Below are 24,991 nucleotides of genomic sequence, written 5' to 3' on the forward strand. Positions count from 1 at the left end.
GGTCGTTAGTCGTTAGAGGCTCCGCCACCAGCCCGGCGAGAGCGACTTCGCGACGCGTCCGGAACGACTAACGACTAACGACTAACGACTCAGGACTCGCCACGTGACGATCCCCGACTTCCGACCCATGTCCCACTCTCGCGGCGAAATCTCGACGCTGGTGATGCCGCACATGGCCAACATCCTCGGCGACCTCTTCGGCGGGAACCTGATGGCGATGGTCGACCAGGCGGCGGCGATCGCGGCGATCCGCCACGCGGGGGGGGCAGCGGTGACGGCATCAATCCACCGCGTCGACTTCCGCGAGCGGATCCCGATGGGGTCGCTGGTGACCTGTCACGCCACGGTGGATTTCGTCGGCAACTCGTCGATGGACATCACGGTGGAAGTGATGTCGGAGAAGCCGAGCACCGGCGAGCGGCGGAACACGCACACGGCGCACGTGGTCTTTGTGGCGATCGATGACTACGGCCGGCCTCGTCGGGTCCCGCGGCTCGTAGCGGAGACCGAGGAAGAGAAGACGCGCTACGCGGCGGCCGACGCGTACCGCCGGGAGCACGGCACCAAGTGAGTCGGCGCCGTGCGGTGGTGGTGCTGAGTGGCGGCGGCGCGAAAGGCGCGGCGCACATCGGCGCAGCCCGGGCCCTGGCCGAGCACGACATCGAGGTGGTGCACTGGATCGGGACGTCGATGGGGGCGGTGATTGCGGCAGCGCTCGCGTCGGGGACGCCACACCAGGTGATCCTCGAGCGCTTCCTGGCCGTCAAGCGCGAGGACGTCCTCGCGCCGGACCGTGTGGCACTCTTCCGGGGCATCTGGGCCAAGGCGCTGCTCAAGCCGGAACCGTTTCGCCGGGCGATTGCCGAGTTCATGCCGGTGCAGACGTTCGCGGAGCTGGTGACGCCGTGCACCATCACGGCGGTGGATGTGCAGACAGGGAAGGAAGTGGCGTTCGGAACCGGGGGGATCGATGCCCCGCTGGTCGACGCCGTGGTGGCCTCGTGCGCGCTGCCGCCGTGGTTTCCTCCGGCGTTGGTGCACGGCCGCGGCTACTATGATGGCGGGCTTCGGGCGGTGATGCCCTTGCCGTTTGCCGCGGGGATCGAGTGCGATCTCGTGGTCGCGATTCACACCGGCCCGGGCTTTGACGAACAGGGCGAGGTGGTCTCGGTGCCGCCACCGTTCGTCGCGGCGACCGATACTGCCATTGGCTGGCTGATGGCGAGCAACACCGAGTTGATGCGCGACCAGTGGCTTGCCCGACCGGGGGCGCCGCCGTTGCTCTGGGTTCGGCCGACCTCGGACCGTGGCGCCACCTTCGCGATGGAGCGGATCCCCAAGTACGCCGACCTCGGCTACGTCGAGACCCGCAAGGCGCTCGACGCGCTCTGATGGTGCAGCATCCCCCTACCTGCTGATGGAGTGGTCATGACTGGATTCTGGCGCCTGGCGCATTTCGTCTCGTTCGTGATGTGGATCGGTGGTGGGATGGGCGTGATGGTCGCGGGCGCAGTGATGAAGAAGCTCGAGCGCACGCTCTGGGGCGGCGTCGCCGACGTGCAGGCAGGGATCTACCGCTACCTGATTGGGCCCGGCTCGATCATCGCCGTGGTCTCCGGGCTGATCCTCACGCTCCGGATGTACAACGGCATGTCGGTGCAGGTCGGGCCCTGGCTCGGGATGATGCAGGGCTTCGGCCTCCTCGGCGCGCTGGTGACCCTGCTCGGCGCGATGCCGGCGGCCGGCAAGCTCACTCGGCTCGAGGCGGTCGGTGAGACGGCGGCGGCGTTCGACGCGGCGCGGAAGCGGATGGTCCTCGCCGGCATGGTCGGCGGCACGCTCTCGGCCCTGGCGCTGGTTGCCGGCGCACTCTACAAGCTCGGATGACCATCACCCGGCGCGACCTGCTGGCGCTCGCGGCGGCGATGCCCGCCTTCCGCGGGCTGGCGAACGCGCCGTTGCCGACGCGTGCCCGGGGTGCGCTGCCGCACGACGCGGCGCCCGACGACGAGGCGGCGTGGGAGCGGATCGGCCAGCAGTTCGTGATCGAGGGGACGCACCTCAACACCGGCACGGTCGGCTCATCGCCGCTGCCGGTGATCGAGGCGACGATCCACCACCTCCGCGCCTTCGAGCGGATGATCGGCCAGGAGGCGGTCGACGGCGTCGCGCTGCACGCGGAGCTCGAGGCCTTCCTTGGCGCGTGGCCGGGATCGGTGGCGGTGGTGCGCAACACCACCGAGGCGATGAGCATCGTCGCGGCGGGGATCGACCTGCAGGCGGGCGATGAAGTCGTGTCGACGACGCACGAGCACATCGGCGGGCGCTGTTGCTGGGAACTGCTCGCGAAGCGCCGTGGCGTGGTCTACAAGACCTTCACTCCGCCACTCAATCCTATGAGCGAGGCGGAACTCGCGGCGGCGTGGATGGCGCAGGTGACGCCGCGCACCAGAGTATTTTCCATCTCGCACGTGCTGTTCTCGACGGGGATGATGCAGCCGGTGCGGGCACTGGTGCGGATGGCGCGCGAGCGCGGCATCATCACGGTGATCGACGGGGCGCACCCGCCCGGCCTGCTCGAGCTGAACCTGCGCGACCTCGACGCCGACTTCTACGCGTCGTCGCCGCACAAGTGGCTGCTGGCCCCGAAGGGAACCGGGCTGCTCATTGTGAGGCCCGATCGGATGGCGACGACCTGGCCGTTGATCGGCTCCGGCGACTGGGCGGCGACCGACATCAAGCGATTCGAGCATGTCGGGACCAGCAATGAATCGCTGCTGGCCGGACTGCGCGCCGCGGTCCAGTTCCAGCAGACGATCGGTCGGCGGGCCATCGAGCTCCGCGCCCGTGGCCTCGCGACGCAGTTGCACACGATGCTCGCCAAGCTGCCGCGCGTCGAGATCGTGTCACCGACACGACCGGAGTTCCGGGCAGGGATGGTGGCGTTTCGGATGGCAGGGACGACGGCGCAGGCGCTGCAGGGCTATCTGGGGGCGCAGCGGATCAGGACACGGCGGATTGCGGAGTCGAACCTGGAGTATCTCCGCCTGAGCACGCACATCTACACCTTCCCGCGCGACCTCGAGCGGACGGTGGCCTTGCTCAAGGATGCGCCGCGCGGCTGAGCGGCGCCGGTGAGGCAGGCGCTGCGAACGGGGCAGATCGCGCATCGGGCAACGCGGGCCGTGCAAATGAGCGCGCCGAGTTCCATCAGGGCCTGATTGGTGGCCCAGGCGGAGGGGCCGCGGCGCGGGACGAGTGCCTTGGCGGTGTCCCAGAGGATGTGTTCGCCGGCGGCACCCTTGGGCAGGTCGGGATGGAAGACGCGGCGCAGCACGCGCGCCACGTTGGTGTCGACGGCGGGCTCGGCCGACTCCCAGGCGAAGGATGCCACCGCGCCGGCGGTGTAGCGCCCGACGCCGGGGAGGGCGCGCAACGCATCGGCATCCTGTGGCAGATTGCCGTCGTGGTCCGTCACCACGGTGCGAGCGAGGGCATGCAGGTTGGCAGCACGCCGATAGTAGCCGAGGCCGGCCCATGCTTCGCGAACGCGATTGGGGCGTGCGGCGGCCAGATGCTGGATGGTCGGGAAGCGGTCGAGGAAGCGGTGCCAGTAGCCTTCGACGCGGGAGACCTGGGTCTGCTGCAGCATCACTTCGGAGACGAGCACCTGGTACGGATCGCGGGTCCGACGCCACGGCAGGTCCCGGCCGTGCTGGCGGAACCACGCCACGAGTCGGCGCTTGAAGCGGAGGCGGTGCGTCCGCGCATCGGGGATGGACTTGGGGCTCACCGACGGACAAGATAAGGGGGACGATGTCGAGTCAGCATGAGGGGAGGAGCCGTTGAGCGGAGTCGTCGCGCAGGTCCAGCACCGTGCCGGGCGGATCGTGCTTGACACGCTCTCCGCGGTCGGTCGCTTTGCGCAACTGGTCGCCGAGATGGGGCGCGGGCTGGCGGAGTGGCGGATCTGGCTGCCCCGCACTCGGGACGAGTGCTGGAGCATCGGCGTCGGCTCGCTCTTCATCGTGCTGCTGATCTCCTCCTTCGCCGGCGCGGTGACCGCCCTGCAGGCCGGCTACCAGTTCACCGGCAACATCCCGATCTACGTGGTCGGCTCGTTGGTGACGGAGTCGATCGTGCTGGAGCTCGGGCCGGTGCTCGTGGGACTGGTCCTGGCCGGACGCATCGGCGCCCGGTATGCCGCCGAACTCGGGACGATGCGGGTCACCGAGCAGATCGACGCGCTCGAATCGCTGGGACGCGCGCCATCGTCGCACCTGCTCGTGCCGCGCGTGATGGCGTGCCTGATCATGATCCCGATGCTGGTCATCATCGCCGACGTGACGGGCGTCCTCGCGGGCTGGGTGGCGGCCAAGCAGGCGCTGCCGATCTCCGACCAGGACTTCATCTATGGCGCGCGCGTCTACTGGCGGCCGTTCGATGCCTACTACTCGGTCATCAAGGCCTTCTTCTTCGCGGGGGCCATCGGGCTCATCTCCTGCTACCGGGGCTTCACGACCCAGCAAGGGGCGGAGGGCGTCGGTCGCGCCACCACGGGCGCGGTGGTCACCATCTCGGTGGTGATCCTGCTGCTCGACACACTCCTCGCCAAGCTGTTGCTGAACTAGATGATCGAGATCAAGAACCTCGCGAAGCGCTTCGGCGCCCAGGTGATCCTCGACGGCGTGGATCTCGTGGTGCAGGAAGGGGAGACGATGGCGCTGCTCGGCCCCTCGGGGACCGGCAAGAGCGTCCTGCTCAAGCACATCATCGGGCTGATCCGGCCAGACGCCGGCGAAGTGATCGTCGACGGGCAAAACGTCGCCCTGCTCGGGCGCAAGGACCTCTCGGCCCTGCGCGGCACCATCGGGTATGTCTTCCAGAACGGGGCGCTGTTCGACTCGATGAATGTGTACGAGAACATCCGCCTCGGCCTCACCAAGCCGGAAGAGTTCGGCAACAAGGAAATTGCCGAGGCACGGGTGGCCGAGTGCCTGCGGCTGGTGAACCTGGTGCCCGAGACGCTCAAGAAGATGCCGGCCGAATTGTCGGGCGGGATGAAGAAGCGGGTCGGCATTGCCCGGGCGATCGCCGGACGGCCGAAGTACCTGTTGTACGACGAGCCGACGTCGGGGCTCGACCCGGTGAACTCCGACATCATCGACGCGCTGATCAAGCGCCTCGACACCGAGCTGGGCGTCACCTCGATCATGGTGACCCACGACGTGCGCGGCGCGTTCCGCACCGCCGACCGGATTGCCCTGCTCACGGCGGGGAAGGTCGTGGCGGTGGGAACGCCGGCCGAGTTCCGCGAATCGACCGTACCCGAGGTCCGCGCGTTCCTGGAGCGCGACTTCGACAACGAGCCTCTCTGACCATGAGCAACTGATGCACTCCTATCACAAGGAAGCCACCGTCGGCGCCGTCGTCATCGTGGCCATCGCTGCGTTCATTGGCGGAACGCTCTGGCTGCGCGGGAAGTCGATCGGCAAGCCCGAATTGAACGTGGTCTTCGCCGACATCGGCAACCTCAAGGAGGGGGCGCCGGTGCGCATCTCCGGGGCGCCGGTGGGCCGCGTCGAGGAGATCGTGTTCGAAGGCGTCGGCAAGGTGCGCGTCGGCGTGGTCTTCTCGGTGGACAACATCACGCCCGCCGCGACGGCGCGCGCCTCGATCGGCTCGATCGGGATGCTTGGCGACGCGGTGATCAACCTCGACCCGGGCCAGGGCGCCCCGCTCGCCCGCGGCGCCACCATCCAGGGGACGACCGAGGTGGGCCTGTTCGACAAGGGCGCCGTCCTCGCCGATCAGGCCACGGTCGCGATGACGTCGCTGAACAAGATGCTCGACACCGCCCTGGTGGTGGAGCTCAAGCAGACGTTGGCCGCGAGCCAGCGGTTGCTGAGCTACTATGGCGACGCGAAGAACGGTCCGACCGCGGAAGTGAATGCGACGATGCGGGCACTGCGGACGACCTCGGCGCGGCTCGACTCGACGCTGGCTGGTGTCGACGCTCCGGCGCTGACGGCACGGCTCGACACCACCATGCGGTCGGCGGGGAACCTCTCCGACCGCCTGGCCGCCACCAGCACGCGGGTCGATGCCATGCTGGCCCGGATCGAGCGCGGCGAGGGCACCCTCGGGAAGCTCGCCAGCGATACCCTGCTCTACAGCGACTTGCGGCGCACGATGAAGGCGACGGCCGACTTGATCGACGAGATCAAGAAGAACCCCGGCAAGCTGGGGATCACGATCCGGGTCTTCTAGGGAACTTGTCCCCGGTGGGTGGCGTATCCGAGGTTAGACTTTGGGGCGGCTCATCCGGTCGCCCCGTTCGTTGCGCGCCAATTCCCGGGAGTTCCCGTGTCCGACATGCAGCAGCACATCCGCGGCATCCTCCTCGCCCTGGGCGAGGACCCCGACCGCGATGGTCTCCAGAAGACGCCCGAGCGGGTCGAGAAGGCACTGCAGTTCCTCACCCAGGGGTACCAGCAGAGCGCCGAGCGGGTGATCGGCGACGCCCTCTTCGAGGAGACGCACCACAACATGGTGCTGGTCCGCGACATCGAGTTCTACTCGATGTGCGAGCACCACATGCTGCCGTTCTTCGGAAAGGCGCACGTCGCCTACATCCCGGGCGGGAGGATCGTCGGGCTGTCGAAGATGGCGCGGGTGGTCGATGTCTTCGCGCGGCGGCTGCAGGTGCAGGAGCGGATGACGGACCAGATCGCGGATGCGCTCGGGAAGGAGCTGCAGCCGCGAGGCGTCGGCGTGGTGCTCGAGGCGCAGCACTTCTGCATGATGATGCGCGGGGTGCAGAAGCAGGACAGCAGCACGATCACCTCCGCGATGCGCGGCGCCTTCCTCGACGACCCCGCGACGCGCGAGGAATTCCTCCGCCTGGTCCACAGCCGCTCACGATGATTCAGGTCACCTTCTCGGCACCAGTGCGGCGGTCCCGACCGTGGATCGCAACGTCTCCGGCCTGATGATCCAGCGGGCGGGCGAATCGTTGCTGTTCGATTGCGGCGAGGGACGCAGCGGCAGATGATGCGCTACGGCACCGGCTTCCTGGTGAACGACATCTTCCTGACGCACTATCACACCGATCACACCCTCGGCATCCCGGGACTGCTGCGCGGGATGTCGATGCAGGCGCGCACCGCGCCGCTCCGCTTTCACGGGCCGCGTGGCGCCGAGCGTCAGATCGGCCAGTTGGTGGCGCTGGGGATGGACCGGACGAAGTTCGAGGTCGAGATCGTCGAATTGAAGCCGGGTGATGTGTTGCCGCGCGGGGACTACGACCTGATGGTCGGCGAGGCGTCGCACCGCGGCGAGTGCCTCTCGTACGCCCTGGTCGAACACGAGCGGCTCGGGCGCTTCGACCCCGAGCTGGCGCGATCGCTGGGCATCCCCGAGGGGCCGCTCTGGGGGAAGTTGCACCGTGGCGAGGCGGTGCCGGATGGCAGCGGCCGGATGGTGACGTCGGAGGCGCTGGTCGGCCCGGCGCGTCGCGGTCGCAAGGTGGTGTACACCGGCGACACGGTGCCGTGCGAGAGCGTGCGCGTTCTGGCACAGGGTGCCGACCTGCTGATTCACGAGGCGACGTTCGGCGAGGACGAGAAGGAGCGCGCCCTCGAGACGCGGCACAGCCTCGCGCGCGAGGCGGCGATGGTGGCGCGCGACGCGGGCGTGCGCCAGCTCTACCTCACCCACATCTCGGCGCGCTACAGCCGCGAGGCCCCCGAGCTTGCGGCGCAGGCGCGCGCGGTGTTTCCCGATACCACGATTGCACGGGACGGGATGATCGTCGAGGTCGGGTTCGGGGACGACACGAAGGTGTCATCCTGAGCGAAGCGACGGCGTAGCCGGCGCGGAGTCGAAGGACCTCTTGTGTGGCGCGCGGCTCGGGGCTCGCTGACGCTGCGGTCCGACGTCGCACGCCGGCGGTGACGGGCCAATGCGCCTGGGAAAGAGGGGCGAGGCATGCCTCGCCCCTACGCGGTCCTCGCGTCAACGACCCCGACTCCGCGCGCCCCTCAACATCCCCTTAAGCGTGAAGCGGGCCCGGCGCTGGGGGGCCGGGCGAGCGGGTTCCGTGTCGTCGAGCCCTCTCCTCCGCCGGACGTGCCGATTGCGGCGCCCCCGACATGCTTCATAGGGGGCGCCGCGGCGAAGACGCTTGGAACACGCGAGACCGGAGCCCCCAGGCTGGGCCCGCGGGGCACCGCGGTCTGACGGCCGCGGCCGAAAGCCGTTACGCCATGCTCTGGATGTACCGCTCCACGTCGAACTTGCCGGATGCCGCCTTGAGGGACATGTAGCGCACGGTGCCGAAGACCGGGCGACGGTAGAAGGGGCGGTCGAACTTCCCGAAGCACCAGAGGATGCCGCCGTAGCTGTTCGGGTCGCGGCCGTCGAGCGAGTACTTGTTGTTGAGGTGTTCCAGGAGCCGGAGGGCGCGCTCCGGGTTTTCGGTCCAGCCGATGATGCTCTTCCCCCACAACATCCGCATGTAGTTGTGCATCCAGCCATCGCGCAGGTAGGAACGCTGCGCGGCGTTCCAGAGCTCGTTGTCGGTCCGCGCAAACTCGAGCTCGTCGTCGCGGTAGAGGGTGCGCGGGTCATCGCTATGGTCGGCGAGTTCCTTTTGCGCCCACTCCGGCACGGCGGCCATGGTGCGGTGCCTCGGCTCGAAGCGGCAGAGGTTGAACGCGAGCTCGCGCCAAGTGAGGGTCTCGTCGAGAAATTTGTCGTACTGCTCCGACGGCCCCTCTGACTTGGCGGTGAGGAGCATCTCGTGCACCGAGACGTGCCCGAAGTGGAGCCACGGCGACAGCTTCGAAGTGGCGTCGACATTCGGGTCGTTGCGCTCCAGGTAGCGCGGCAGGCCGTGTTCCGCGAACCAGTCGAGTCGGGTGCGGGCGGCCACGCTGCCACCGCGCCAGCCACGTGCCGGGGCGACCGAATGATCAATCGGGCAGCCCGCAACGAGCTCGGCGATCCGCTCCTCGGTCACGATCGTCGGCTCGAACGGCAGTGACACTGGGGTGGTGTGGCGCGGCGTGCTGTTCGGCACCGGCTGCAGCCAGCTATCGAGGTCCTTCATCAGCACCGGGCGAATGTGCCGCGCGCCGCTGAACGCCTTCTCCAGCGACTGGGCCGGGACCACGGTCGCTGAATCGACCGCCACCACCGGCGCATCGATCGCCTCGCGCAACTGCTTGAGCTGCCGCGGCATGATGAAGGTCGGGAACCAGTCGGTCACCACCAGCGAGGCACGAGCGGACAACGCCTTCAGGTTGGCATGATGGTCGACGCCATCGCCCTGCACCCGCTGGTCGAGGAAGTGGGCGAACTGGATTCCCTTCTTGGCGAACCCCGCCGCCATGTCGATCACCCCTTCGAGCATGAAGGTGTGGAAGCGGTCGCTCGCCCATGGATAATCCGGCCGCAACGAGAAGTAGGCGAGCACCGGCACGCCGAGTTCATCCGCCTGCTCGATGGCATACTCGAGGGCGAAGTTGTCGTGCGCCCGTTGGGTGACCTGGATCCAGTAGAGGACGAATTCGCCCCCCGCGCGGGGGCGGAGGTGGGAGGCGCCGGCGGGGAGCCAGAGGCGGGCATCGGAGAGCGGGGCGGAGCCGAGGGAGGGGGCCGCGGGGGGGGGGGCTGCCCTGGAGCGGCGTGCGGGGGGGGCGGCGGGGGGTGAAAGGTCCGGGAGGGGACGAAAGCGGCCGAGCCTCCTGGCCACCCGTCACGAACTCTACCCCGAGGGGCGGTGGAGGGGTGGCGCGTTGTTTTGGGGCCCCGGGGGGGCGCCCCGGCCCGCGGCCCCACATCTCACGCCCTTCGACCGGCCGTTACCCTTGCTCCCACCCCCCCGCCCGCCATATCTTGTCGGCCCCAACAGGGGGCTGTAGCTCAGCTGGGAGAGCGCTGCATTCGCATTGCAGAGGTCAGGGGTTCGAACCCCCTCAGCTCCATCTGCCCGATCCGGCCCGCCGGTTCGGGCATTGTTTTTGCCCCCTCGCTGGGCATGTCGCCCAAGCTCCTCGCCCTGACCACAACTGCCTCCGCCCTGAATCGACCCGTCGAGCCTCGACCGGTCGAGCCGTCGGCGCCCGCTGTCTCCCGGATTGCCTCGTCTCTGGACGGGGTGGCCGGGGGGCAGGCGGGTGCCACCCCCCTTCAGGTCCTGCCCAATTCCCGGGCGACCAAGGGGACGTCCATTCGGGCGCTTCGCGAGGATCCGACCCCTGAGGGGGTCCGGCTGTCGGAAGTTGTGGGGGCGCTCTCCTTTGCCCTGGACCTCACCGAGGGCCAGCCGTTGGGGCACGCGGTCCGTACCACCCTTATTGGGATGCGGATCGCGGACCACCTCGGCCTCGCCGATGAACAGCGTTCGGCCCTCTTCTATACCCTCCTCCTCAAGGACCTCGGCTGCTCGTCGAATGCTGCCCGGCTCTCCTCCCTCTTCGGGGCGGACGATCGCCTGGTCAAGCATGCCTACAAGCTGACCGACTGGACCTCGACCTCCGACACCGCCAAGTACGTCTTCAAGTACTCGATGCCCGGGAAGTCGAAGGTCGCCAAGGCGTGGCGCACGCTGATGATCGGGCTCCGGAAGGAGGAGACCGAGGCCGAGGTGGTGCAGACGCGCTGCGAGCGCGGCGCCGAGATCGCGCGGATGCTGCACCTGCCGCGTGGCGTCGCCGAGGGGATCCACTCGCTGGATGAGCATTGGGACGGCAACGGCAAGCCGTTCGGCACGCGCGGCTCGGGGATCCCGATGCTGTCACGGATCGCCTGTCTGGCGCAGACGATGGAAGTATTCGTCTCCTCGTTCGATGTCCGCACCGCGTACGAGATGGCGCATGCACGGCGTGGTCGTTGGTTCGACCCGGTGCTCGTCGATTGCCTCGACGCCTTCCAGATGGACAGCGAGTTCTGGGGCGGTCTGCAGCATGCTGATTCGCTCGCGGCGTTGCACGCCAAGGAGCCCGAGGATCAGGTGATCCGGCTCGACGACGCACAGCTTGACACCGTGGCTGAGGCGTTCGCGCGGGTGATCGACGCGAAGTCGCCGTTCACCGCCACGCACTCGCAGAACGTCGCCATCCTCTCGGTGCGAACCGGTGAGGCGATGGGTCTCGACGCGCGGGAGCTGCGCACGCTCAAGCGCGCCGCACTGCTGCACGACATCGGCAAGCTCGGCGTGAGCAACACGATCCTCGACAAGCCGGCGGCACTCGACGATATCGAGTTCGAGTCGATGCGGCAGCACACCCGTTTCTCGCTCGAGATCCTCAAGCGGGTCTCGCGCTTCCGCCAGTTCGCCGCGACGGCGGCGGCGCACCACGAGCGGCTCGACGGCACCGGCTACCACCTCGGCCTCAAGGGCGACGAGATCGGCAAGCTGGCGCGGATCATCGCGGTTGCCGATGTGACCGAAGCGATCTCGGCCGACCGGCCGTATCGCTCGGGGATGCCGCTGCCGCAGGCGATCGGCGTGCTCGACGCGCTGGTGGCGAAGCAGCACCTCGACCCGGCCGCAACCGAAGCGCTCAAGGGGTGGTTCACCTGCCTCCCGGGGGCGCTCCCCCGGCAGGAGACCATGGCCGCCTAGGCCATTCCGCCCCGACGCGCTGGCCTCCGGGCCGGCGCGGTAGCACCTTCCTGCATGACCCCCCTGATCGTCGTTCACCGTTGCGAGGGCTCGGCCCCATGCTGACGAACCAAATCATGTTGGTTGGGCTTTCCGTGTTGATCACCGCCTGCAGCAAGCCCGCCGACGATGCAGGCAAGGACGCCGCCGCCGTGCCGCCAGAAGCAGCGGCGCCCGCCGGTCGCGTGGCGCCGGTCGACGTTGGGCACGAGGAGCTGGAGGCGTACGAGAGGGGGATCATCGCCGAGACGGAACTGGCGGTCGCGGCCGAGGGGAAGGCGGCGAGTGCGACGACGCCTGAGGCGCGGGCGGCGGCAGCCCAGGCGAAGTGGGAAACGGCCACCATCCCAGCCGCGGCGAAGGCGGTCGGGTTGAGCGAAGGGCGGTACCGCGAGGTCCGCGGTGCGATCAATCGGGCGTTCGAGAACCTCGACTACCAGGGAAAAATCGACGGGCCGATGGAGATGGATACGATGCTGGCGTCGCCCCCGCTCAAGGCGCGGCTGACGGCCGATCCGTTCGGGCACCTCACGCCAACGGCGGCGGCGGGGCTCAAGGGGCGGCTGGACCGGCTGACGCCGCTCTGGATCAAGTACGTGCGGCTGACCGCGGCGTCGTACTAGGGGGGAGGGCACGCCCTGACCCCCGGCCGGGAATTGCGCCTCCGGGCCGGTTCCGCTAATTTCGCCGGTCCGGACCACTGCCCCTTGGTGTAACTGGCAACACGTCTGACTCTGGATCAGAAGAGTCCTGGTTCGATCCCAGGAGGGGCAATACAGGAAGCCGGTCTCCGCAGTGCGGGGGCCGGCTTTTTGGTCGTCTCCTCCCCGAGTCTGCGCCCTGTTCCCCAAAGGAACGTCGGCGCCGCCACCCGCCGTTGCATCGAATTCGCTGGTAAACTCCGATCAGTTGCCTTCCTCCTGCCCCCGATCCGAGTCCAGAATGGTCCTGAGGATTGTCCTGATTGCGGGAATGCTATTGCCCATCGGTCAAGCTCATGGGGAGTGGGGCACGTTGGCGACGACGTTACCCACTCCGCCGTCGTGCGTTGGGACGTCCGCGCACGACCGTGCGAAGCTGCTCCGCGAAGAGGAACGGGCCAGTTGGGCCGTCCGCGACCATCCCGACTCGGCCGCTGCGTGGCACGCGTTGGCGTGCGTCCGCGCCAATCTGGAGCTGGCAGGTGGCATCGGGCGCGAGGGCCCGGTCATGACCGCCGGTGACGCCTGGAACTTCGGCGCGATCAAGGCCGCAGTCCGCGCCATCCGGATCGACGCGCGGTCCCCAGCCTCTGAACTGCTCGGTTGGCTCGCACTCGAGGAACGTCCGGATGATGTCGAGGAGGAGGTCCTCGTGGCGCTGCGTCATGCCGTCGAGGCGGGCAGTTCCTCACCGAACCTTCTGACGGGCTGTGCGCAGGTCGCGCTCGAGCGCGGCGACGGTGCGTTGAGTCGTCGGTGCCTCCGCCTCGGCTTGGCCAGCGGACACGATTCCACCTTTCACCTCCTTCGTTTGGCGAGGCTCGCCTATCGGGAAGGCGACACCCACTCCGGTTACGATGCCTTCCTCCTCGCAGCGGAGACACTCGACTCGCCGCGCGATCGGGAGGAGATTGGCTGGCATCTCCAATGGTTCATGTCGCCGACCGAGCTCGCGGCGTGGATCAAGCTGCCGGTGAAGGACGCGAGGGCGTGGGTGCGGGATCACCTCGCATCGCGCGACATCCGGGATGGTCGGGCCCCTGGCACGCGACTGCAGGAGCACTTCGGTCGACTCGAATACGTACTGACGCACTTCCGACTTCGGTTGCCGCGCGTGGCCTGGAAGGCAGGGGGAATCGTCGGGGCGACACCGGAAACTGGAGGCGGTGAGGAGCCCGATGCAGTCCGACAGACGTGCGAGCCTGGGACCATTCCGGCACGTCCCTACCGGTTTTATTCCCGCTGGCAGGGCGCTATCGATGATCGTGGGGTGATCTGGATGCGCTTTGGCGCCCCGGATGAGCGAGTGGCCGTCGCGCCGCAATGTCCACAGGGTGGCCCACCCAGCCCCAATCTCCGGGAAGCGTGGGTCTACCGACTCGACGGTAACCAGATGCTGCTGCAGTTCGAGAACGAGCGATTCGACGGTTCCGCCGAGGCGACGCGCCTGGTCACCGGCGTGTTGGGGTCATACCTCTGCGGAATCGATGCGTGGCGCTGCGGCTTGACCATGCGATCGGCGAGTGGCGCGGCTCCGCTGCCACAGGAGCAGTTGCAGCGCGTCATCGTCAGCGACGCAGAGCTCGTGAAAATCGGGACGACGAAGGATGACAATTCCGTTCGTGGCGCGAAGCCGATACGCGTCGTTGCCGATTTGCGACGACTCTGGGAGCCACGCAGCGGGCTACCGATCTCGCTCGTCACCTGGGCTGCGCGGCTCGATGATCTCGCCTCCGAGTCCGAGGGGACGTCACGGACTGCCGCGATCACCGTGACGGTCCGCCGCTGGGCGCGTGCGACCGGCGAGTGGCACGACACCACACTCGACCGGCGGCTCACCCTCCCCGACACCGCTTCCGGCAAGCGCTTCCTGACGGGTGCCTTCGTGCTTCCGGGCGTCGAAGACGCCACGGCGTGGAGCGTGGTGCTCGAGCAATCGGACCGCCGCAGCGGGCGCGCCTGGGACGACGAGGTGACCCCGCAAGGAGGCGGGGCGTTGGCGGTGTCGGACCTGGTGCTCGGTAGTCCGAGGCAGGGACTGCGCTGGGACGCTGGTCCCGAGACGATTCCGCTCGCTCCGCTCGGCACCGTCAACCGGTCGGCCCCCGCGACGCTCTTCTACCAGGTGCGGTCCGACAGGGCGATGAGCGGCACCACGACACGGATCTCGATCTATCGCGACCAGAAGCAGGGCGCGGGCAGGAAACCGGTGCTTCAGGTATCCTCCGGCTCTTCGTTCAGTGCCGGGTTGAATCCCGTGCTCCGTGAAATCGACTTCGGCCGACTCGACCAGGGTCGGCATCGGATCGAGATCGAGATTCTGGCGCCGAACGGCCGAGTGCTGCTGACCCGCTCCGCGCCGTTGGTGCTGGAGTGAACGCCACGCTCGAAGTACCCACGACATTCATGGAGTCGCATTGAGGCTTGCTGCGCTTGCGCTGGGTCTGACGCTCGCTGTCGCTCCGCTCGGGACCTACGCGGTCGCCCAGCGCCCCGACACCACCATCCTCCGGCCACGCGCCGGCGGCACGTGGCGCACGCCGCGCACGGCGCCGGAGCTGCTGGTGGTCGAAGGCACCGCCCCTGGGCGCGAGTTCGGCGAGCTGATGGACGCGCTGGCGCTCTCGGACGGGCGGGTCGCCGTCTTCGATGGTCGAGGCGTGAACGGACCTGAACTGCTGCTCCTCAACGCCGAGGGTGAGCGGATGCGCCAGCTGGGCCGTGTGGGGACGGGCCCCGGAGAATACGGCCCGTCCGTCACGCCGGGCTCGATTGCCGAGGGGCCGGAAGGGGAGATCTGGGTGTTGGACCGTCGGAGCCAGCGCATCGTACGCTGGGCGCGTGACGGTGGGGTCCTGCCAGCCGTGGCGTTGACGGTCTCGATCGAACCGAGCAACGACGCACCACTGCTTGCCGGTCAATCGCAGTCGATCTTCGCCCCTGCCACGGGTGGCGATGGCACGTCGTCGTGGCAAGGCTATCTGCGGTTCGCGCTGACCGGACAATTGCTCGATTCGCTCGCGACGCCGATGATCGCCGGGAATCCGCCACTGCCATCGCCGTTCTGGCCGCAGTGGCTGATGCACCCGATGCGCGATGGACGCATGAGCTCGCGCGCGAGCGATGGCGCGGCACTGTTCCTCACCGACGCGAAGGCGGGCCGCGTGGTCCGGATCGAGGTGCCGGTCCGCGGCACGCCGTTCCTGCCGCGCGAGCGCGCCGAGTGGCAGGCGCTGCTCGAGTTCGAGGCGACGAAGATGAGCCTCTCTGTGCCGCGCCTTCCGGCCACCGAAGCCGGTCTTCGCGCGCATCCAGGTCGACGCCAACGGCACACTGCTCTGGCTGCAGCGGCCGGTGCAGGGCAGGCCCGCACCGCCGGAGCAGCGACTCTCGCTCGGCGACGGTGCACCGGTGCTCTCCTACGCCGAGCCGCTGGCGTTCAGCGCGGTCGGTGTCGACGGCACGTACTTGGGCGAGCTCGCGTTCGAGCGACTCGGCATCGGCCGCATCTCGTTCGCCGGCGACGCCGCGTGGGGAATTGCGCGGGGGAAGAGTGGTGCGAGCGTGCTGGTGAAGTGGGGAGTGCCGCCCGGAGCGCCGGGGGGGCGCCCGCCCCGCGGGCACCCCGCGCGACTAGACCTTCGATCGGCGGGGCGTCGGAAAGTCGCGCGATGAATATCTTTCCAGTCGGTTTCTTGGTCTGTGTTTCTGCTCCCGCCGGGGGGTCTTGGCCCACGGCGTCGTGTTCGTGTGTTTGAGCCGCAGGCCGACTGCTTCCATTTGGGAGGTTTGGGGAGGGGCTGGGTTTTTGTTTTCTGTTGTCTTCGCCGGGGGGGTTCTTGGGTTTGCGAGCCGGGTTGTTCTGTTGTCGTTTTTGCCTCGGGCCGGGCCGGGCACAATGAAGTGCGTCGTCGCATCCGGGCATACCGGTGGCGCGCCGCGGGCCAGGCCGGGCAGGGCGCGGGGGGGAAAAGAGGCAAAGCTCCCCGGGTCCTACACCCAGCACCGAGAGAAGCCCAAAAAAGGGCGGCGGCCGGGGACATCAACCAAACTGGTGGAGCCGCTACCAAAGTGCCACAACAAGGAGGGTCAGGGAGGCGAGTTCGTCGTGGCATACCCAATGAGTGAACAACAAAAAGCACAAAACAAAAAAACAAAAACAAACAAAACAAAACAACAAAACAACCAAAGGCCACAATGACGCGGCGTGCAATACAACCGGATCGCTGTTAAGGCACGGAGGCTTGGTGTCCGCCGATCGTCGATCGACCTCCGGGTACCGCAGGCGAAGCCTCCCATCATGGACATCGGCTTTGACTTGGAGGGCCGCCTCTGGGTCCAACTCGCGTCTACGCAGGCACAGGACAACGTCGCAGACTTGTATGATCGGACAGGCCGCCAGATAGCCGTGGTTCGCTGGCCGACCAATGTCCAGTTCTACCAATGGTCAATCCGCGGCAACAGCGGCCTCGGGGTCGCCTTTGACGTAGAACGGCACATTGTGCTATTGTGCGCGTTGTTTAAGCTCGAAATAAGGGCCCGCACCGAGGGTAGAGACGCGGAGTACCACCAGCCGGGCCGCGGGCCCGAGCGCACCTCCTCCTCACCGCGCGCCACTCCTCCCCGCCTGCCACCCCCGCGCTCGCCCCGGCGCCGGCGCGCGCGCCTGCGCAGCTGATCGGCGCGTTCGTCGATGACTACGGCACCCGCCACGTCATCGGCGACTCGCTCTGGCAGCACGGCAGCCGCAATCGCTATCACATCGTCCGGTGGGATGCTGTGGGGCAGTACTTGATTGCCCAGAACGATTCGTCCAACTCCGCCGAGAAGGGGCGGTGGAGCCGGATCGACTGGATGCCGCTCACGGGGATGCCGCCCTACGCCTGGGCGTGGTGCCTGACCGCCTACGACGCGCCGACCCGCGCCGCCGCCGAGGCGACGCCGGCCGCGAACCGCGCCACGCCGAAGACGGGTGCGGGGGGTATCCGTTTACGAGGATGAAGCCAACGGATGATGGATGATGGATGATGGATGATGGATGATCGACAGGATTGCTCGGGAAGCGCCGCGATGAAACGATCTCGCCGTGGCGCTCGTTTCAGGAGAAAGCAGGCGATCCATCATCCATCATCCATCATCCATTTCATCGGATCCCCCCATGCGCCTCCCCCTCGCCCTCGCGCTCCTGATCGTCCCCGCCGTCGGGGCATCGGCCCAGTCTCTCGTCATCACCAACAAGAACGAGAGCACCGCCTCGATCATCACGCTGGCCGACGGGAAGACGGTGGCGACGCTGCCGACCGGCAACGCCCCGCATGAGGTGGCGGTGTCGCGCGACGGGAAGTGGGCCGTGGCGACGGACTATGGCGCCGCGGGGCCTGGCGGCACGACGCTGACGGTGATCGACGTGGCCGCGCGGAAGGTGGCGCGGACGATCACCTTCGGCACCCATGTGCGGCCGCACGGCGCGGCGTTCCTGCCGGACCACCGCACCCTGGTGGTGACCGCCGAACGGGGCGGCGCGCTGGTGCTGGTCGATGTCGTGGCCGGCACCGTGGTACGGGAGGAACCGACCGGGCAGACGATGGGGCATATGGTGGCGCTCTCGCCCGACAGCAAGACCGCCTATGTGGCCAACATCACCCCGGGGACGCTGTCGATCGTCGACCTCGCCGGGGACACGCCGCCCGCCGTGGTGAAGGTCGGCACGCAGACCGAGGCGATCGCCGCGTCGCCCGACGGCAAGATGGTCTGGATGGGGAGCAACAACACCGGCAAGGTGTTCGTGGTGGACCTCGCCAAGCGCGCCGTGGTCGATTCGGTGCAGACCTCGGGCTTTCCGTACCGGATCGGCTTCACTCCCGATTCGCGGACCGCGATCGTCAACAACCCGATGAGCAACGAGATCTGGATCTTCGATGCCCAGACGCGGGCGGTGAAGGCGAAGGTGGCGGTGACCGACCCCGACGGCGGCGACGCCGCACCATTCGGGCTGATCGTCTCGCCCAAGGGCGGCAAGGCCTGGATCACCATGAACGGCGTCGCCAAGGTGGCCGAGCTCGACATTGCGACGGCCACCCTGACCCGCTGGATGGCGACCGGGGCGGGCCCCGACGGGATCGGCCTGGTCCCCTGACCCCCGGGCGGTTGCCCCGGTACGGCGTTCGGCGCGACCTTTGGCGCGTCCCGCTCGCCCTTCCGATGGAGCACCCGCATGGATTCCAAGGTTCTCGACGCCGCCCGGGCCGCCTTCCCGACGACCGGCCCGACCATCACCCTCGGCGCCGTCCTCCACGAAGGGGAATGCCACGCGGAACCGCTGGTGACCGTCCCGCTGCCGATGATGAATCGGCACGGGCTGATCGCCGGCGCGACCGGCACCGGCAAGACCAAGACCCTCCAGCTGATGGCCGAGCAGCTCTCGGCGGCCGGCGTCCCGGTCTTCCTCGCCGACATCAAGGGCGACGTCTCAGGCGTCGCGATGCCGGGCGAGGCCAACGCTCGCGTCACCCAGCGCGCCACCGACACCGGCTTTGGCTGGAAGGCGAGCGGCTTCCCGGTCGAGTTCCTCTCGCTCACCGGCGCCCACGGCGCCCAGCTCCGCGCCACCGTCTCGTCGTTCGGCCCGCTGCTCCTCGCCAAGGTGCTCGGCCTCAACGAGACCCAGAGCTCGGTGCTCTCGCTGGTGTTCAAGTACTGCGACGACAAGCAGCTGCTGCTGCTCGACTTCACCGACCTCCGCGCGGTGCTCCAGTACCTGACCGGCGACGGCGCCAAGGAACTCGCCGATTACGGCGGGATGTCGAAGCAGACGGTCGGCGTGCTGCTCCGCGAGATGGTCGAACTCGAGCAGCAGGGGGCCGAGGCGTTCTTCGGCGAGCCGGAATTCGACCTGCAGGACCTGCTCTCGGTGGAAGCGGATGGCCGCGGCCTCGTGAGCATCCTCGAGCTGCAGGACGTGCAGCAGAAGCCGGCGCTCTTCTCGACCTTCATGATGTGGATGCTGGCACGCCTCTATGCCACGCTCCCCGAAGTGGGCGACCTCGACAAGCCGAAGCTGGTCTTCTTCTTCGACGAAGCGCACCTGCTCTTCGATGGCGCGAGCAAGGCGTTCACCGACCAGGTGGAGCAGGTGGTGCGGCTGGTGCGCTCCAAGGGCGTCGGCGTCTTCTTTGTGACGCAGAGCCCGAAGGACGTCCCCGCCGACATCCTCGCGCAGCTCGGCAACCGGGTGCAGCACGCGCTGCGTGCCTTCACTCCCGACGACGAGAAGGCGCTCCGCGCGGCGGCCCGCACCTTCCCGAAGACCGACTTCTACGACGTGCAGGCGACGCTCACCACCCTCGGCACCGGCGAGGCGCTGATCACCACGCTGACGACGCGCGGCGCCCCGACGCCGCCGTTCGCGACGCGGCTGATCCCGCCCGCCGCCCGGATGGCGCCGCTCACCCCCGACGAGATGGCCGCGCGCCTGGCCGGGTCGAAGCAGGTGCGGCACTACGCCAAGGCGATTGACCGTGAGAGCGCTCGCGAGTTGCTCGCCGAGCGGGCGGCCGATGTGGCGCGCGAGGCGGCCGAAGCGGCAGCGAATGCGCCGATCCCGGTGCCGACACGAAGTGGCCGCGCCCCGAAGGAGCCGCCAACCATGACGGAGCAGGTGCTCAAGTCGCCGCTGACCCGGACGGTGGTCGGGACGATCACGCGGACGTTGATGGGGGCGTTGTTTGGGGCGCCGCGCAGGCGGAGATAGCAAATCGATGATCGATCATCGATGATCGATGATCGATAACGCCGTTTGACAATGATGTCACCACTTTGATCGAGGTGTGCAGTGCGTCTGTCCAGGTTCATTCCCGCCCTGTTGCTGATCTTCCTTGCCGGACCGCTGGCAGCCCAGCGTCCTACCGCACCGAAGGCCAAGGCCGATAGCATCAAGTCGGCCAAGCCCGCCACCACCAAGGGGGCGAAGGCCGATACCGCCGCCACCAAGCCGCATCCGTTTGCGGCGGCGCTGGGGTCGATCCTCAAGCCGCGGCTGATCGGCCCGGCGTTCGTCGGCGGCCGCGTGAGCAGCATCGTGGTGCATCCGAAGAACCCGGCGATCTGGTACATCGGCGCCTCCTCGGGCGGCGTCTGGAAGACCGAGAACGGCGGCGCGACCTTCTCGCCGATCTTCGACCGCTACGGCTCCTACTCGATCGGCACCGTGGTGCTCGACCCGCGCAACCCGGAAGTCGTCTGGGTCGGCACCGGCGAGAGCCAGTCGCAGCGCAGCGTGAGCTACGGCGACGGCGTCTACCGCTCGGAAGACGGCGGGAAGTCGTTCAAACGGATGGGGCTCGAGAAGTCGGAGCACATCGGCAAGATCGTCGTGGACCCGCGCAACTCGGATGTGGTCTACGTCGCGGCGCAGGGGCCGCTCTGGGCCGATGGCGGCGACCGTGGTCTCTACAAGACCACCGACGGCGGGAAGACGTGGACGTCGATCATCACGGTGAGCCCGCAGACCGGCGTCACCGACGTGGTGCTCGACCCGCGCAACCCGGATGTCTTGATTGCCGCGACGTGGCAGCGGCGGCGGCACTACTGGACGCTGATCAACGGCGGCCCCGAGAGCTCGCTTCAGCGCTCGACCGACGGCGGCAAGACGTGGCGCAAGATCTCGGGCGGCATCCCGAGCGGTAACCTCGGCAAGATCGGCCTCGCCGTCTCGCCGGTGAACCCGGACGTGGTCTACGCCACGGTCGAGGCGGCCGAGGGTGCCAACGGCATCTTCCGCTCGCAGGACGGCGGCATCACCTGGGAGCGCCGGAGCACGTACACCGCGCAGCCGATGTACTACGCCGTGCTGGTGGCCGATCCGCACAAGGTCGATCGCGTCTATTCGATGGATGTCGGCACGCAGGTGTCAGATGATGGCGGCGCCACCTGGCGCGGCGTCGGCGAGAAGTCGAAGCACGTCGACAACCACGCGCTCTGGATCGACCCGGCCAACGGCGAGCACCTGCTGAACGGCAACGACGGCGGGCTCTACGAGAGCCGCGACGGCGGCGAGAACTGGACCTTCTTCGGCAACCTGCCGATTGCCCAGATGTACGACATCGACGTCGACAACTCGACGCCGTTCCGCGTCTGCGGCGGGACGCAGGACAACGCCTCCTTCTGCGCGCCGACGTCGACGAAGAGCAACCACGGCATCATGCATTCGGACTGGTTCATCACCACCGGCGGCGACGGCTTCGTCTCGCGCATCGACCCGACCGATCCGAACACGATCTATTCCGAGTCGCAGAACGGCGGGATGGTGCGCTACGACCACCGGACCGGCGAGGCCGTCGGCATCCGTCCGCGCGAGCTGCGGGGCGAGGCACCGTCGCGCTGGAACTGGGACACGCCGATCATCATCTCGCCGTTCAAGGGCAGCCGGCTCTACACCGCGTCGCAGCGGCTCTACAAGAGCGACGACCGCGGCGACAGCTGGACACCGGTCTCGGGCGACCTCACTCGCCAGGTCAACCGCGACGCGCTCCCGGTGATGGGGAAGGTGTGGGGGCCGGAGGCGGTCGCGAAGCACCAGAGCACCGCCTTCTACAGCAACATCTCCCAGGTGGCCGAGTCGCCGAAGCAGGAAGGACTGCTGTACGTGGGTAGCGACGATGGCTTGATCCAGGTGTCGGAGAATGGCGGCGGCGCGTGGCGGAAGGTCGATTCGATTCCGGGCGTGCCGAGCAACGCCTATGTGCAGCGGCTCATCGCCTCGGTGCACGACGCCGGGACCGCCTTCGCCGCGATCGACAATCACCAGAACGGCGACTTTGCGCCGTACCTGGTGCGCACGACTGACGCGGGGAAGACGTGGACGTCTATCGCCGGGGACCTGCCGAAGCGTGGCGGGGTCTATGCGATTGCCGAGGATCACGTCAACCCGAAGATCCTCTTCGCGGGGACGGAGTTCGGCGCCTACGTCACCTTCGACGGCGGGCAGAAGTGGCTCAAGGTCCCCGGGCTGCCGACGATCATGGTGCGCGACATCGCGATCCAGCGGCGCGACAACGCCGTGGTCTTCGGGACGTTCGGCCGCTCGATCTATGTGGTCGATGACTACTCGCTGCTCCGCACGCTCGACCCGGCGCTGCTCGACAAGCCGGTGCACGTCTTCCCGGTGGCCGATGCCGTGGCCATCCAGCGGCGCGGCCAGTTCGGCGGTGGCGGGAAGGCCTCCCTCGGCGAGTCGTTCTACGGGGCGGCCAATCCGGAGATCGGCGCGACCGTGGTGTACACGTTGAAGGAGCAGGTCTGGAAGTCGCTCAAGGAGAAGCGCATCGAGGCGCAGAAGGCGGCCGAGAAGGCGAACAAGCCGTTCGTTTACCCGACGCCTGCCGACTTCCTCGCCGAGGCGGCGGAAGAGCCGATCACCATGGCGGCGCAGGTGACCGATGCGAAGGGCCGGGTCTGGCGCCTCGCGAACATCGGCGGCGCGAAGGGGATGCAACGCTGGACCTGGGACCTGCGAGGCTCGCTCGAGACGCCGGCCGATCCGGCGCCCGCGCCGGCGGGTGCTGGTGGCGGCGCAGCGGGCGGCGGCGGTGGCCGGGGTGGTGGTGGCGCGGCGGGGCTCACGACGGTGCCGCCCGGGCAGTACACCGTGGTGATCGGGAAGCGGGAGCGCGGCGTCTTTGCGCCGAGCTCGACACCGGTCACCTTCAACGTCCTTGCCGATCCGACGTCGACGCTGACGTTGGCCGATCGCGACGCGAACCTCGCCTTCCGGAGCAAGGCGTCGAAGCTTTCGAGCGACATCGGGCAGGCCTCGGATGCCGCGACCACGGCGCGCACCAAGCTCGCGGCGATCATCCGGGTGCTCGACCAGATGCCGGCGGCCCCGGCCGCGCTCCGCACCCGGGTCAAGTCGCTCGACGATCAGCTGCAGAAGATCCTGCGCGAGATCAACGGCGACGACGTCAACTCGGCGCGCGGCGAGCAGGTGCCGGTCTCGATTCGCACCCACGCGGGTGGTGCCTTCCCCAGCGGGTCGCAGCCGCCGACGGGAAGCAACATCCAGCAGTACGACATCGCCTCGGCGGCGTTTGCGATCGAGTATGCCAAGCTGAAGCCGATACTGGTCACGGAACTGCCGGCAGTGGATGCGGAGCTGGACAGGATTGGCGCGCCGGCGACGCCGGGGAGACTACCTCGGTAGGTCGGAATGTATTTCTCAGCCGTTGGTCGTTAGTCGTTGGTCGTTAGAGGTGTGTCATCCTGAGCGAAGCGCCGAAGGGCGCGAGTCGAAGGACCTTCACGCTCGACCAACGACTAACGACTAAAGCATCAACAACTCAACGCCACACGGAGCTCCCCATGGCCTTCTCCCGTCGCGACTTCCTCTCCACCCTCGGCGTCGGCGCGGTCGCGGCGGCGAACGGCGTCCCGCTGCACGCCACGGCGACCCCGCCGGAGCATCTCGTGCCCATCGCGGGGGACTGGGATGTCTCCTGGGTGGACCGCGTGAAGGGAAAGGCAAAGGCCGTCTTCGACTCCCCGGACATCCATGACGGGGCAGGGATGTTCCGCGCGATCATCTGGCGCGAGAACTACAAGACGATCTACGGCACGCCGATCGAGGAGTTGTCGTCGGTGCTGGTGATCCGCCACGCCGCCATCGCGATGGTGATGAACGACGCCTTCTGGGCGGAGTACAAGCTCGGCAAGGTCGAGAAGATCAAGGATCAGAAGACCAAGAAGTGGACCGAGGTCAATCCGTTCCGCGTGGCGCCGGCGGACACGCCGCCGCAGTGGGCGGGCTACACGCTCGAGGCCTTCCTCAAGAGCGGCGGGATCATCCTCGGCTGCAACATGGCGTTCGGGCAGATGGTCGGGATGGTCGCGGAGAAGCACAAGCTGAAGCAGGACGAAGCGCGCGCCAAGGCGCTCGAGGGGCTCATCCCGGGCGTGATCCTCCAGCCGTCGGGCGTCTTTGCGGTGATGCGGGCGCAGCAGGCGGGGTGCAGTTACATGGTCGCGAGCTGAGCAACCGCGGGTGATGGATACAAGAAGGCCCCCAGCATCAGATGCTGGGGGCCTTCCGGTGTCGTGGCTCGAAAGCCCCGACGCTTGGCCTTAGCGGCCGAGCTTCACGACGTTCTCAGCCGCCGGGCCCTTCTGGCCCTGCACGATGTCGAACTCGACGCGCTCGCCTTCGGCGAGCGACTTGAAGCCCTGGGCCTGGATGGCCGAGTGATGGACGAAGCAATCCTTTTCGCCATTCTCGGGGGTGATGAACCCGAAGCCCTTCGCGTCGTTGAACCACTTCACGGTGCCGGTGACACGCATTGCCCTACTCCTGGATGGTGTAATCGGAGTCCGGGCTATGCCGTGCTGACCGACTACAGGTTCGCGATCATCCCCTCGCGGCGGGGTCGGTCTCCGGAAAGAGCGGCACTCGCCGTCCGATCCGTGTGGCCCGGGGTCATTTGACCCCGCGAGACCTGCCCATTCCCAGCGGGAACGGAGGCCAACGGAGGAAATGAACTGCTCGGGAGCCATTTGCGCAATAGGGGGAGCGGTTCGGGGTGGGGAAGGGGAGATGCTTGATGGGTGAAGTATGTACCTTAAACCGGTG

Annotated in this window: 20 protein-coding genes, 2 tRNA genes and 1 pseudogene; 20 read left to right on the plus strand and 3 right to left on the minus strand. The window is 68.0% G+C overall.

Translation table 11 applies throughout. The features are described from left to right. Positions 1-127 precede the first annotated feature (127 nt). Genes IPP98_11825 through IPP98_11840 form a run of 4 tightly spaced genes read left to right on the plus strand, consistent with a single transcriptional unit; the run spans position 128 to position 3,125 of the window. Positions 128-571 carry an acyl-CoA thioesterase gene (locus tag IPP98_11825; protein MBL0179799.1) on the plus strand — a complete coding sequence of 148 codons (444 nt, stop codon included), beginning with the start codon at positions 128-130 and terminating at the stop codon, positions 569-571. Next, the gene (locus tag IPP98_11830) at positions 568-1,392 is read left to right on the plus strand and encodes a patatin-like phospholipase family protein (GenBank protein ID MBL0179800.1); all 825 of its coding nucleotides are present in this window, start codon (positions 568-570) and stop codon (positions 1,390-1,392) included. The genes IPP98_11825 and IPP98_11830 overlap by 4 nt, the downstream gene beginning before the upstream one ends. A gap of 36 nt (positions 1,393-1,428) precedes the next feature. Beyond that, positions 1,429-1,887, plus strand: coding sequence for a hypothetical protein (locus IPP98_11835; GenBank protein ID MBL0179801.1), 459 nt, complete (start codon positions 1,429-1,431; stop codon positions 1,885-1,887). Further along, positions 1,884-3,125 carry an aminotransferase class V-fold PLP-dependent enzyme gene (locus IPP98_11840; GenBank protein MBL0179802.1) on the plus strand — a complete coding sequence of 414 codons (1,242 nt, stop codon included), beginning with the start codon at positions 1,884-1,886 and terminating at the stop codon, positions 3,123-3,125. Before IPP98_11835 ends, IPP98_11840 begins: the two co-directional genes overlap by 4 nt. Here IPP98_11840 and IPP98_11845 read toward each other — a convergent pair. After that, positions 3,062-4,006, minus strand: a complete 945-nt coding sequence (locus IPP98_11845; protein MBL0179803.1) for an A/G-specific adenine glycosylase — start codon at positions 4,004-4,006, stop codon at positions 3,062-3,064. The two genes, IPP98_11840 and IPP98_11845, sit on opposite strands and share 64 nt — an antisense overlap. Before the next feature lie 22 nt (positions 4,007-4,028). Here IPP98_11845 and IPP98_11850 point away from each other — a divergent pair, with 22 nt between their 5' ends. From IPP98_11850 to IPP98_11870, 5 genes and pseudogenes are all read left to right on the plus strand, one after another. Further along, positions 4,029-4,631, plus strand: a complete 603-nt coding sequence (locus IPP98_11850) for an ABC transporter permease (protein ID MBL0179804.1) — start codon at positions 4,029-4,031, stop codon at positions 4,629-4,631. After that, positions 4,632-5,378 carry an ATP-binding cassette domain-containing protein gene (locus IPP98_11855; GenBank protein MBL0179805.1) on the plus strand — a complete coding sequence of 249 codons (747 nt, stop codon included), beginning with the start codon at positions 4,632-4,634 and terminating at the stop codon, positions 5,376-5,378. 13 nt (positions 5,379-5,391) lie between these two features. Beyond that, entirely contained in the window at positions 5,392-6,270 is an 879-nt protein-coding gene (locus IPP98_11860; protein ID MBL0179806.1) for an MCE family protein, read from the plus strand. A 105-nt stretch (positions 6,271-6,375) separates the two neighbouring features. Beyond that, a complete protein-coding gene (folE, locus tag IPP98_11865; protein ID MBL0179807.1) occupies positions 6,376-6,927 on the plus strand; it encodes a GTP cyclohydrolase I FolE in 552 nt (183 codons plus the stop codon). 64 nt (positions 6,928-6,991) lie between these two features. Further along, positions 6,992-7,854: pseudogene (locus IPP98_11870) on the plus strand (ribonuclease Z). Positions 7,855-8,260: 406 nt separating this feature from the next. Here the strand turns inward: IPP98_11870 and IPP98_11875 are convergent. Then, complete coding sequence (locus tag IPP98_11875; GenBank protein ID MBL0179808.1) at positions 8,261-9,757, minus strand: deoxyribodipyrimidine photo-lyase; 1,497 nt, start codon at positions 9,755-9,757, stop codon at positions 8,261-8,263. Between the two features lie 159 nt (positions 9,758-9,916). On the opposite strand from IPP98_11875, the gene IPP98_11880 reads away from it, so the two are divergent. From IPP98_11880 to IPP98_11930, 11 genes are all read left to right on the plus strand, one after another. Continuing rightward, positions 9,917-9,989, plus strand: a tRNA-Ala gene (locus IPP98_11880). Between the two features lie 53 nt (positions 9,990-10,042). Then, a complete protein-coding gene (locus IPP98_11885; protein MBL0179809.1) occupies positions 10,043-11,632 on the plus strand; it encodes an HD domain-containing protein in 1,590 nt (529 codons plus the stop codon). A gap of 98 nt (positions 11,633-11,730) precedes the next feature. Continuing rightward, complete coding sequence (locus tag IPP98_11890; GenBank protein MBL0179810.1) at positions 11,731-12,294, plus strand: hypothetical protein; 564 nt, start codon at positions 11,731-11,733, stop codon at positions 12,292-12,294. A gap of 78 nt (positions 12,295-12,372) precedes the next feature. After that, positions 12,373-12,445: transfer RNA gene (locus IPP98_11895), tRNA-Gln, on the plus strand. Between the two features lie 240 nt (positions 12,446-12,685). Beyond that, a complete protein-coding gene (locus IPP98_11900; protein ID MBL0179811.1) occupies positions 12,686-14,749 on the plus strand; it encodes a hypothetical protein in 2,064 nt (687 codons plus the stop codon). 40 nt (positions 14,750-14,789) lie between these two features. Further along, positions 14,790-16,130, plus strand: a complete 1,341-nt coding sequence (locus tag IPP98_11905) for a hypothetical protein (GenBank protein MBL0179812.1) — start codon at positions 14,790-14,792, stop codon at positions 16,128-16,130. Positions 16,131-17,151: 1,021 nt separating this feature from the next. Further along, positions 17,152-17,373: a hypothetical protein gene (locus IPP98_11910; protein ID MBL0179813.1), complete on the plus strand. Its 222-nt coding sequence runs from the start codon at positions 17,152-17,154 to the stop codon at positions 17,371-17,373. Between the two features lie 157 nt (positions 17,374-17,530). Further along, positions 17,531-18,508: an SMP-30/gluconolactonase/LRE family protein gene (locus IPP98_11915; protein ID MBL0179814.1), complete on the plus strand. Its 978-nt coding sequence runs from the start codon at positions 17,531-17,533 to the stop codon at positions 18,506-18,508. Between the two features lie 78 nt (positions 18,509-18,586). Then, on the plus strand, positions 18,587-20,122 hold the full coding sequence (locus IPP98_11920; protein ID MBL0179815.1) for a DUF853 family protein: 1,536 nt from the start codon (positions 18,587-18,589) through the stop codon (positions 20,120-20,122). An 81-nt stretch (positions 20,123-20,203) separates the two neighbouring features. Beyond that, the gene (locus IPP98_11925; protein MBL0179816.1) at positions 20,204-23,572 is read left to right on the plus strand and encodes a glycosyl hydrolase; all 3,369 of its coding nucleotides are present in this window, start codon (positions 20,204-20,206) and stop codon (positions 23,570-23,572) included. A gap of 158 nt (positions 23,573-23,730) precedes the next feature. Next, entirely contained in the window at positions 23,731-24,399 is a 669-nt protein-coding gene (locus IPP98_11930) for a twin-arginine translocation signal domain-containing protein (GenBank protein MBL0179817.1), read from the plus strand. A gap of 90 nt (positions 24,400-24,489) precedes the next feature. Here the strand turns inward: IPP98_11930 and IPP98_11935 are convergent, their stop codons facing one another. Continuing rightward, positions 24,490-24,702, minus strand: a complete 213-nt coding sequence (locus tag IPP98_11935; GenBank protein ID MBL0179818.1) for a cold-shock protein — start codon at positions 24,700-24,702, stop codon at positions 24,490-24,492. Between the last annotated feature and the right edge of the window lie 289 nt (positions 24,703-24,991).

The organism is Gemmatimonadota bacterium (genome assembly GCA_016720805.1).
Taxonomy (GTDB): Bacteria; Gemmatimonadota; Gemmatimonadetes; order Gemmatimonadales; family GWC2-71-9; genus Palsa-1233.